This is a genomic window from Rhodopirellula sp. MGV (genome assembly GCF_002251265.1).
Lineage (GTDB): Bacteria > Planctomycetota > Planctomycetia > Pirellulales > Pirellulaceae > Stieleria > Stieleria baltica_A.
The window spans coordinates 38,924-49,066 of sequence record NZ_NPDI01000016.1; the positions used below are offsets into that span (position 1 = coordinate 38,924).

Below are 10,143 nucleotides of genomic sequence, written 5' to 3' on the forward strand. Positions count from 1 at the left end.
TGCCCAGCCACAAAACCAGTTGCTAGCAACCGCAGAAAAAATGGCTTGGTGCTTTTTTCAACTTTTCGTTAAACTCGCAGAACCGCGCGGTCGACAGGCCGCCGGGAAACGGACAAGCGAAGGCCAAGGATGTGGGACTAAGATGGGCCCACGGGACATCGCTTGCAGTCATGCCAACACGCCAACGACACTGTCAATCGCGATTTAAACGAATCATCGCGTCAGGGTCGGCGAGCACTAACGGAGGGAACCGATGCCGGGCGAATCTTTTCGATTCATCCACGCCAGCGACTTTCATTTGGAAAAGCCGCTGGGGGACATGGATGAACTGCCCCCGCCATTGAAAGAACAAATGGCGTTGGCGCCCCACCAAGCGATGGACGCCGTTTTCGAAGCGGCGTTGTCAAACAACATCGACTTCCTGTTGCTGACCGGTGACCTGATCAACCCCAGTGCCGCGGGGCCCTATGGCATCAATCGGTTGTTGGCCCAATTCGAAAAGCTCAATCAAGCCAAGAAAGCGGTTTACTGGGCCGCAGGCACAGCGGACGATCCACAGAACTGGCCAGAAGCGTGTGCGTTCCCGCCGAACGTGACGATGTTTCCACGCGACCGCGTGACTGCCGTCAATGTGGTGCGTGGAGGACGTCCCATCTGTCGTCTAGTTGGACGCAGCAGCGACGGGCGATCATCGCTTCACGTCCCCGGATTTCAAACCGAGAGCAGTGAGGAATTCACTATCGGCGTTGGCCACGGTGACGCAACGACAGAAACACTTGCCGAATCGAGGTTCGATTTTTGGTGCTTAGGCGGACGTCACAACCGACTGGAACTGGCCGACAGCGATGGCATTGTTGCCGTGTTCGCCGGAACGCCACAGGGACGCAGTCTGAAAGAGGCCGGCCCTCACGGTTACTCGGTCATTGATGTCGACGCCGACCAGAACGTTCGTGTCAGCGACATGCCGTGTGACCTGTTCCGCTACGAAAACGTCAAACTGGATTCGGCCGATGTCGCCAACGTCGGCACGATCGAAAATCTGATCGGTGAACGGATCGTGCGATTGCAGCACGACGCCGGCGGACGGCACCTGATCATCGGATGGGACATCGGGATCGATAACACGGACCTGATGGGACGCGTCGGCAACAGCGAATCGTTGCTCGACTGGGTTCAGCGCGAATATGGCCACGGAGCACCTGCCGCTTGGTCGGCAAGCTTGCGAATTCGGCCACCGCAAAAGTACCCCAAAAGTTGGTATGACGAAGACACGATCTTGGGCGACTATTTGCGCATCGTCGCCGACCACCGCAAAGGCGAAGCGGCGGCAATCAACCTGTTGCCAATGACCGAAGAGCATCCGGGATTGCCAACCTCCACCACCAATCTGTTGGCTGAGATGCCGGCAAACACCAAACAAGAAACGCTGGACCAAGCAACGCTGCTGGGCGTCGAACTGCTACGCGGCGGCAAGCCAGACTGGGTGAACCAATCATGAAAGTCAAAGACCTGCATATCGACGGTTTCGGAGTATGGACCGGGCTGAGCGTCGATTCGCTGCAAGACGGGATGACCTTGTTCTATGGCCCCAACGAGGCCGGCAAGACAACCGTGATGCAGTTTTTGCGATCGATGCTGTATGGGTTCACTCCCGAGCGTCGCGAAAAATATTTGCCACCGATTCACGGCGGGACCCCCGGCGGAGCCATCCGTGTGACCGGTCCCGGAGGCGGCTATCACATCCGTCGCCACGCAAAGCTGACCGACGAAGGCGCCATGGGGCAGCTTTCGGTGGCCGGACAAGACGGTTTGGTCCAAGGCCAACACCGCCTGACAATGCTGCTCGGACAAATCGACGAGGCGATCTTTACGAACGTCTTCGCGATCGGCATGCGCGAGCTGCAAGAACTTAACACGCTCGACGACACCGCTGCCGCGGACGAGTTGTACAAACTGTCCAGCGGTCTGGATCGTGTTTCGCTGGTCGACGTCATCCGCTCGCTGCGTCTGGGCCGAAAGAAGCTGATCGGCGAAAGCAACGAGAAAGTCAAAGCGGACTCTGACAAGCTCGAGTCGCTGCTGCGCAAACGTGAGCAGCTCCGCGACGAAGTCACCAAGTTGACCGGCAACAGCCGACGCTACAGCGAGCTGGCCAGCCTGCGTCAGTCACAGCAGCAGGAAATCGGTGACCTGCAATCGCGTCTTGGGACCATGGAACGCGAAACCAAGCACGTCGAAACCGCAGTCAGCGTGTTGGACAAGTGGAACGAACGCGCCGAGCTGGAAAAGCAGATTCGCGAGACCGAAGCCGAAACGATGCTTCCCGATGAAGCACCCGGCCAACTGGTCCAGATCGACGCGATGATCGAAGACAAACGCGCCAAGCTGGACGAGGTGAAAAGCAAACGGCGTGGCTTGCGCGACAAAGCCACGCAATTGCCGGTCAGCCCACGCATGCTGGAATTGCAAGGCCGCATCGAAGCCGCCGCCGAGCAAGCGACTTGGGTCGAAGCCCTCGAACAGCAAATCGAGAAAGTCGACTCCCAGATCAGCAAGGCTCGCCAGCAGCTCTATTCCGACGCCGAAAAGCTTGGGATCAGCGAAGAGGATCGCGACGCGCTGTTGCAAGGCGACTCGACGCAAATGCCCGACATGTCGCGTCAAAACTTAAGTGCCTTGTCCGGTCCGGCGAAGCGTGTCAAAGAGCACCTATTTGTGCTCAAACAGTCGCGCACCGAAGGCGCCGAATACAAAAAACGCGCTGAGCACTTGGCTGAAGAAATGTCCGAGGTGCTCGACCGCACCCGGTCCAGCGATTTGCAGCAAGCGATCCGTGAAGAAAACGCTCAACTGGCAACGCTGCGCCGCGCCAAGCAACTTGACGAACACATCGACAAACTGAAGCGGCACTACCGTTCGCTGGAAAACGAGTCCGTCGATTTGTCGACTGCCGAAGTCCTGCCGATCGACCGTTTGTTGTTGATGGGCTTGCCCTTCGTCGTCGGCGGAAGCTGTTTGATCGTTGCGTTCTCGCACCTTCTGGGTGTGACTTGGTTTTTGACCGGCGAGCCAACCCCTACGGCTGGCATGCTGTGGCTGTTCTTCGGCCTGATGTCGTTGGCGTTGTATTTCTTAAGCAAACAAAACGGCCAACGGTCAACGGCAATGGATCGCGAGGAATGCGATCGCCAAATCGAGACCCTTCGCCGCCAAATCCGCGAACTCGAAGCGGAAGAAGATGAGGTCAACAGCGAACTGCCCAGCAGCAATCACCCGATCGACTTGCGAGTTCGCCATGCCGAATCGTTGATCGCGGAATTGGAGCACATGGTGCCGACGTACCATGCGCACGCGGCCGCACAGCAGTCGTATGAAACCTCCCGTGCGAAAGCGGTTAAAGCCGCCGAACAACTGAAAGCGGCACGCCGCGAGTGGTCGGCAACGCTTCGCAAGCTTGGCTTGGCCGAATCGATGTCACCACGCAGCGTACGTAAACTGAGCGAAGGCTACGAGACCTTGCAGGGCAGCTTGCGTCGCCTAGAAGAATTGCAAGGCGAACGTGATGAGCGTGAAAACGAACGCCAAGCCTTGGCCAAACGGATCGAGCAGCTCTATCTGGAATCGCTCGAAATCAGCGACGAAGCCCAAAAAGCAGAAGCCGCCGAGCGTGACGAAGACGACGACATGCCAGCGTCCAAGCACGCGTCAGCTCCCGTCGCCAAGCGTCCGACACGAACCGGTCCGCTGGATCAGCTCAACCACCTGCAAGAAGAGCTTTCACGCCAGCAGCACTGGATTAAACGCCGTCGCGAATTGAAGGAACAAGATTCGCAGCTCAAGCGTCAGCATGCGGCTTACGGTCGTGCGATTCAGCGTGGCGAACAACAGCGTCGCGCCTTGTGGGCCAAGTGTGGTGTCGCAACTGCTGAGCAGTTCTATTCAATGGTCGACAGTAAAGCGAGTTTGGTTGAACTGCGTGAAGAGCATCAAGCACTCGATAAGCAGATCCGCTCGATGATCGGCAACACGTTGCAGTACGACGACATCGCACGCGAGATCGCCGGTGCGACCGCAACCGATTTGGAAAAACGTTGGGACGCGTTGTCCGCACGGATCACCGAAACGCAGCAGCGAATCGCGACCTTGCAAACGCAAGTCGGCGAGTCGGCGGCGGACATGAAGCACTTGGCGGACGACAGTCGATTGACGGTCGTGCAACTGGAACTCGGTTGTGTGCACCGCAAAATCGAAACGATCGCCCGCCAATGGCAAACGCTGGCCACCGCCAGTTGCCTGGTCGAAGAGGTTTGCGGCAAGTTCGAACGTGAACGCCAGCCGGAAACCCTTCGCGAAGCATCCTCGTTCTTGGCTCAATTGACCGGTGGAAAGTACACACGGATTTGGACCCCACTGGGAACGAATCAACTGAAAATCGACACCAAGGAAGGCAACGCGTTGCCGCTAGAAGTGCTCAGCCGTGGGACGCGGGAAGCGGTGTTCATCGCACTGCGACTATCGCTCGCTGCTGCTTACGCACGTCGCGGTGTGATGCTGCCGCTGATCTTGGATGACGTCTTGGTGAATTTCGATGGCGACCGCGCATTGCATGCCGCCGAAACGCTCCAGACTTTTGCCGACCTCGGTCACCAAGTGATGATGTTTACCTGCCACGCGCATATCGTGGATATCTTCCATTCGATCGGCGTCGAAGTTCGTCAGTTGCCAGCTCAAGGTCAACCTGGACGAGCGACCATCTTGGAACCCGAAGTGCTCGAAGAAGACGAGTACGAAGAGTACGAGATGGAAGACGAGACCGAGGAGTACGAAGAGGTTGCCGAGTATGAGCCAGCCGACGAGTTGGTTGAAGAAGAACCAGAGCCTGAGCCAGAACCGGAACCTGTTGCAGTCGTTGAGCCTGAACCCGTTCCCGTGCCTGTCGTTAAACCGGAGCCGGTGATCGAACCAAAGGTGGAGGCCAAACCTGAGCCGCCGCCAGCACCGAAGCCTGTTGTGGAAAAGCGTCCGCCAGAGAAGCCAAAGCGTCCAAAGCCGATTGTGATCGAGCTTGACGAAGAGTCATTTGAAGACGACTTCGATGATGACGAACTCCCCCAACAAGAACAACGATCCTCGATCGGATGGGCCTGGTTCCAACGAGAGCCAGCCGACGGCCAAATCAGTTCTGACGAGCGTGCCGCGGCTCGGATCAATGGTGAGTTCAAATCAGGTTCCGAACCACAGTGGAACGAAAATAGCGACGAAGAAAACATCCCCGACGAAGTTTGGGATCGCAATGACGCGTGGTGGGACGGCAGTCGGGTCGCCAGCTAGCCAACCCCGTCCAGCTAGACCAGCCAGGGTGCATCGTATCGATTGGTCCGATTGCACCGGCAGGGTTGTGGGTGTCCGGGCAAGTAAATTGTCAAACGGGATAAATGGCTTGGAAGGCCCTGGGGTAGATTGACCTAGGGTTAGGGAAAACCGTCACGGTTCTCCCTCCTTCTCTTCTCTCATTCGCCATGTCGCGCCATCGACGAGGAATCAGCTTCCTTGAACTGACCGTCGTGGTCTTGATTGTTGGTCTGCTAGCCGCAATCGGGACTCCACGACTGGCATCTTCGATGCAGCAACGCAGCTTACGTAATGCCGCTTTAGAAGTGGCAGATTTGGTTCGCTACATTCGCAACGCCGCACAATGTGACGGCCGGGCGATTTCGCTTTCGATTGATACCGACAGCAACACGCTGGAATGTTACGACGTGGATCATCCGGCAACTCCCGGAGTCCCGATTGAGCTATGCGTGACGACGCGGTTTGATTCGTCGATCGAGATGACCGCCTCCTTCGACAACCAGACAACGATGATGTTCGATTTCGAAGGCATGCCATGGGCGGGAGGTCAGCCGCTCGACAACGGCACGATCCGAATTGCGATTGGCGAGATCACCTATCACGTGGTCATCAATTCGTCACGCAGCGACGTGACCATCGTCCCCGCCATCGATTCACCGGTCGGTGAAACCGGGGGGGATTGAGATGCGGCGTCGGCCAAACGCGTTCACTCTGATTGAACTGCTCAGCGCGATGACTGCGGCGACAGTGTTGATGTTGACGTTAGCTTCCAGCATCGTGATCGCGAGCAAGGTCGTTGATGCGGCAGGAGAAAACAGTCATGACCATCAGGTGCGATTGCTTACTGCGCGTTTGCAATCGGACTTGCGATATGCAAACGAGTTTTCGGTTACCGGTCCCGCCGGCGCGCGACTGCAGACACTTGATGGTCAGGGTGTGTCGCGTTTGATTGAGTACCAGGGGAACACCGAGGGTGTGTACCGAAATGTTGGTGGACGAACGCAGCGTCTAGCAGCGGGGATCGTGTCGGCCGCAAACTATGTCGATAGCACGCCTGCCGTTGAAAGCCAATCGGTTCGCACTCGACCTAGAATCCGCGACGTTTCAAGTGCACAGAGTGACGGATCGATCGCTTCGGCATTGACGATTGATGTTCCCGCTGGCGCACAAGAAGGCGATTTGCTGTTGCTCGTTTGCGGATTCAAAAACACCTTCGATGTTTATCCTTACTCGACCGTTTGGGTGCGCAGCCATTACACCGCCGGGACGTCAATCGGCCTTTCCGTTGACTCTCGCCGGATGGAGTCGACCACTCCATCAAGGCTGACCGTTGGGTATCTGCCCTATGGTGATGTCGCCGCCGTGATGATTGCAATCGAGGACGCACGCGTTGGGTGGCCGTTCGGTTGGGCGGGAGCCGATTACGGCGAAGCAAACATCTCGAATTCTGCGTCGATGCCTGCGGTGATCGAAAACACCGGCACGATAAGCGAAGAGACCTTGAACTTAAATCTCTTCGCAGTCCAAGGCTATCAGTTTTATCGTGGGACGACGCAATTGCCGGGATTTACGGAAGCGGTGATCGAGACCGGTTCGCCGTGGACCTACGGCGCATGCACTTTGGCGGCGACCTTTCGAACGGGACCCTTGGACGAAACCCCATGGCCGTTTCGTGTTCCCTTGGGCGACTCGACCGACTGGGTTTCGCTGGGGATCGAAGTCAATGGGGCAAACTGGTGATGGAAAGGCAGTTCGTTTCACCGATCGATCGATGTCAAAGGCGTGGCGTATCGATGCTGGAAGTGATCGTTTCACTTGTCTTAGTCTCAACGCTTTTAATCGTATCGATGTCTTCGTCGGCGAATTTGATCGCGTGGCAAAACGATCGTTTGCTCGATCCAATGTCACAGCGTTTGGCTGGGTATTACCTGGACGAACTCAGCATGCTGCCTTTCGAAGACCCCGACGGGGATGCGCGATTTGGAATCGAATCGGGTGAAAACGTCGGTCGCGCGATGGACGACGTGGATGACTATCACTACTGGTCGCAATCGCCGCCGACGTTTCGCGATGGTCGAGCGATGGAACGCTACGACAGTTGGACGGTTTCGATCACGGTTTCCCCCGCAATGCTTGTCGACAGTTTGCCGTTCGTAACCGGAGACGCAGATGATCCATTGCGATTGGTCGAAGTCACGGTACGAAGAACCGCAGAAGATCTGTCTCGCTATCGATGTCTGCTTTCACGTGATGGTCAAGCAATCGATTCGAGTCAAAGTCGATTGCGGTTTCAGCGATTGCGATTGCAATTTCCCGATGCCAGTTCAGTCGACGTGGTGGCGCCGCATCGCAATCGGCCAACAGCGTTTTGATTCATGACAAACCCAGTATTCATGACAAAACCAGAACACGCATCGTTTCAACAACATCGATGGAAAACCCGCCGCCGCATCGCCCGGATGCCACGACGTGGTTACCTGTATATAGCAGTGATGTTCACTTCACTGGTTGTTGCAGGGATGATCGCGACCGCAGTTTCGCTAAGTACATCTCGTTGGAAGTCATTGGCCGGCGATGCCGATCGACAAGCCGCACTCCGTTTGGCCGAATCCGAGTTGCAGCGTGCCGTCGAGCAGCTATCGCAAGATTCGTATTGGCGAGAATCCGCGTTGGGGGGCCAGTTTAACGGTTGGATTTCGGCGGAAGTGTTTTCAGGCCGTGCTGATTCGCGAACGGGATTCGTCGTTGAAGATCCCGACGGCGATTTTCTTGATGACCCGTTCGACGAAGTGCTATTAACGGGCATCGGGCAACTGGGTAACGCAAGTGCGGCGGTGCGTGTTCGGTTGCGTTCGGCTCAATCGCCAGCAAGGTTTTTGAAGTTCGGCGTCACAATACAGAACGATCTGCAAATCGATTCGGCTGTGCTGTCCTGTGAGCGTGACATCCAAGTCGGCGATGATTGCATCGGAAGTAGCGATGCGATGGTCGTGACGCCGCGGCTAAGCTGTGGCGGAGACATCGGGCTTTCCGTGCGAGGCACTATCAACTCAGACGCGTTAGACGATGGGACGCACGACGTCGTTCGTTGGTTTGCGTCCCAAGCGACAGAAATTCCGTTGGCGATGTTGCCGTATCGCGATAGCGAGCGTGCGATCAATCATGCGCTGCTCTCTGCACAGGATAATCCTTATGGCCCCGTCAATGAGCAAGGTATCTATCACATCGATGCCCAAGGAACACAGTTGACCATCGCAGCGTCGCGGATACAGGGCACGCTCGTGATCACCAACTCGCAGCGGATTCGGATCACTGACGCAATATGTTGGGAATCACAAAACGCGGCCTTGATTACCGATTCGCCGGTACTATTCGATGCCGTCGGCCCATTGTTGGATGAAGCCGTTTGCGGGACAAACTTTAATCCGTCATCGACACCTTATGGGGCAGGCTATCAGAATTCGACGCTGTCCGATCGCTACTCCACCGTCTTTCGCGGTGTGTTTTATAGCACCAACAACGCCTATGTTCTGGCGACCAGCAATCGCGAGACATTGGCGATCACGGGTTCGCTAAACGTCAATGGTTTGTACCTTTGGGCGGACTTGGCAATTCGTTCTTTTGATGAAGTCCTCGCCAACGTACCGCTGGGCCTGTCGGACCCAAACCGATTGGAAATCGCACCGGGCTCGTACTATCGAACGGTCACGCCGCCAACCCAATAGGGCTGCTAAGTGCTACCTAGCGAACCGGTTCTAGACCTAGGGCTCGCCGGAGCAAACCGATTTGACCGGCGTGGATGTGTTCGTGAAGCGGGCAGAACATGATCGCGCCCAGCTTGATTGGATAACCGGCATAGGGCATGTCGACCGGTTCGAGCAGCGTGTCCGAATCGACCGAGTCGAGTTCACCAAGTGCATCGACGAACACACGGTCAAAACGTTCGAGCAATTCGTCCGGTGTAGGTTGTGCTGAACCATCCGGGCTAGGGACGGAGCTGCGCCCGTAGGCTTTACGGAACTTGCCAGGAATCAAATCCAGATCGCTCGGTTGGCGACCACGGATGCGAAACATCAACAACCCGTATTGGCTGACCGTAAGGTGTCCGACTTGCCAAGCGATGTTTGTCGGCAGTCCATCAGGGATTGTGAACCAGTGTTCCAGTGGCGTGCTGTCGAGCAGCTGCAGCGTGTAGTCGCGTGCGAATTTAATTTGCTCAATCGTGCCCACCAAAATATCCATCGCCGTCGAAGGGCTGGGCAGTGTGATCGACGCGTCTTTGGAGTCTGTCATCGAGTTTGGCTGTTCTACGGCTGCTGGAAACGATGCGGTTCGTAAGGAAAGACTGAATCATAGCGGTCGGAAACCGAAGTCGTCTATTCCGCCAACGTTCAAGACAACAGTGGCGAGAGGATCGTAACCTGTCGCAACCCTCGGGGGCTATTTGGCTTTGCGAGGCTTGCGTGGTGGTTTGGCGACCAACCGAATTTCTGGCATCACGATACGTCCGCCATGAAACGTGCGGCGACCGTCAACGGTGTGATCGAACACGAACACCCCCGCTCTCGCGCCCGCTCGGGGAGACACCCGCAAAATCGCCGGCTGACCACATTGCGTGCAGCGGACCCGCAATCCGTGCGAGTCCAGCATCGCCTGGATGGACACAACCGATCATGCAGTACCTGGAGCTGTTTTCGCTGCTGATTTTTGAAGGCCGCAGCGTGAAAGGGCCAACAGGAACCCGCGAGCTGCTCGGCGGTGACGACGGTTCGGTGATGGCACTCGCACCTC

Annotated in this window: 8 protein-coding genes; 6 read left to right on the forward strand and 2 right to left on the reverse strand. The window is 56.6% G+C overall.

Annotation, left to right across the window (positions count from 1 at the left end):
• Nucleotides 1-253 precede the first annotated feature (253 nt).
• From CGZ80_RS05775 to CGZ80_RS05800, 6 genes are all read left to right on the forward strand, one after another.
• Nucleotides 254-1,498 (forward strand): exonuclease SbcCD subunit D, encoded by a 1,245-nt coding sequence (locus CGZ80_RS05775; protein WP_094412294.1) that lies wholly within the window; start codon nucleotides 254-256, stop codon nucleotides 1,496-1,498.
• On the forward strand, nucleotides 1,495-5,331 hold the full coding sequence (locus CGZ80_RS05780; protein WP_094412295.1) for an ATP-binding protein: 3,837 nt from the start codon (nucleotides 1,495-1,497) through the stop codon (nucleotides 5,329-5,331). Before CGZ80_RS05775 ends, CGZ80_RS05780 begins: the two co-directional genes overlap by 4 nt.
• 188 nt (nucleotides 5,332-5,519) lie before the next feature.
• On the forward strand, nucleotides 5,520-6,035 hold the full coding sequence (locus CGZ80_RS05785) for a Tfp pilus assembly protein FimT/FimU (RefSeq protein WP_094412297.1): 516 nt from the start codon (nucleotides 5,520-5,522) through the stop codon (nucleotides 6,033-6,035).
• 1 nt (nucleotide 6,036) lies between these two features.
• The gene (locus tag CGZ80_RS05790) at nucleotides 6,037-7,092 is read left to right on the forward strand and encodes a type II secretion system protein J (RefSeq protein WP_094412299.1); all 1,056 of its coding nucleotides are present in this window, start codon (nucleotides 6,037-6,039) and stop codon (nucleotides 7,090-7,092) included.
• Nucleotides 7,093-7,199: 107 nt separating this feature from the next.
• Nucleotides 7,200-7,724, forward strand: coding sequence for a hypothetical protein (locus CGZ80_RS05795; protein WP_143543763.1), 525 nt, complete (start codon nucleotides 7,200-7,202; stop codon nucleotides 7,722-7,724).
• 120 nt (nucleotides 7,725-7,844) lie between these two features.
• Entirely contained in the window at nucleotides 7,845-9,077 is a 1,233-nt protein-coding gene (locus tag CGZ80_RS05800; protein ID WP_233148251.1) for a hypothetical protein, read from the forward strand.
• Nucleotides 9,078-9,093: 16 nt separating this feature from the next.
• Here CGZ80_RS05800 and CGZ80_RS05805 read toward each other — a convergent pair whose 3' ends face one another.
• Together CGZ80_RS05805 and CGZ80_RS28505 are read right to left on the reverse strand one after the other, a co-directional pair.
• Entirely contained in the window at nucleotides 9,094-9,645 is a 552-nt protein-coding gene (locus CGZ80_RS05805; protein ID WP_094412305.1) for a DinB family protein, read from the reverse strand.
• 147 nt (nucleotides 9,646-9,792) lie between these two features.
• Nucleotides 9,793-10,002 carry a hypothetical protein gene (locus CGZ80_RS28505; protein WP_233148252.1) on the reverse strand — a complete coding sequence of 70 codons (210 nt, stop codon included), beginning with the start codon at nucleotides 10,000-10,002 and terminating at the stop codon, nucleotides 9,793-9,795.
• Nucleotides 10,003-10,143 lie beyond the last annotated feature (141 nt).

What these genes read in the sequence shown, in the direction of transcription:
- CGZ80_RS05775 (WP_094412294.1), top strand. Translation starts at nt 254, where the DNA reads ATGCCGGGCGAATCTTTTCGATTCATCCACGCCAGCGACTTTCATTTG.
- CGZ80_RS05780 (WP_094412295.1), top strand. Translation starts at nt 1,495, where the DNA reads ATGAAAGTCAAAGACCTGCATATCGACGGTTTCGGAGTATGGACCGGG.
- CGZ80_RS05785 (WP_094412297.1), top strand. Translation starts at nt 5,520, where the DNA reads ATGTCGCGCCATCGACGAGGAATCAGCTTCCTTGAACTGACCGTCGTG.
- CGZ80_RS05790 (WP_094412299.1), top strand. Translation starts at nt 6,037, where the DNA reads ATGCGGCGTCGGCCAAACGCGTTCACTCTGATTGAACTGCTCAGCGCG.
- CGZ80_RS05795 (WP_143543763.1), top strand. Translation starts at nt 7,200, where the DNA reads ATGTCTTCGTCGGCGAATTTGATCGCGTGGCAAAACGATCGTTTGCTC.
- CGZ80_RS05800 (WP_233148251.1), top strand. Translation starts at nt 7,845, where the DNA reads ATGTTCACTTCACTGGTTGTTGCAGGGATGATCGCGACCGCAGTTTCG.
- CGZ80_RS05805 (WP_094412305.1), bottom strand. Translation starts at nt 9,645, where the DNA reads ATGACAGACTCCAAAGACGCGTCGATCACACTGCCCAGCCCTTCGACG.
- CGZ80_RS28505 (WP_233148252.1), bottom strand. Translation starts at nt 10,002, where the DNA reads ATGCTGGACTCGCACGGATTGCGGGTCCGCTGCACGCAATGTGGTCAG.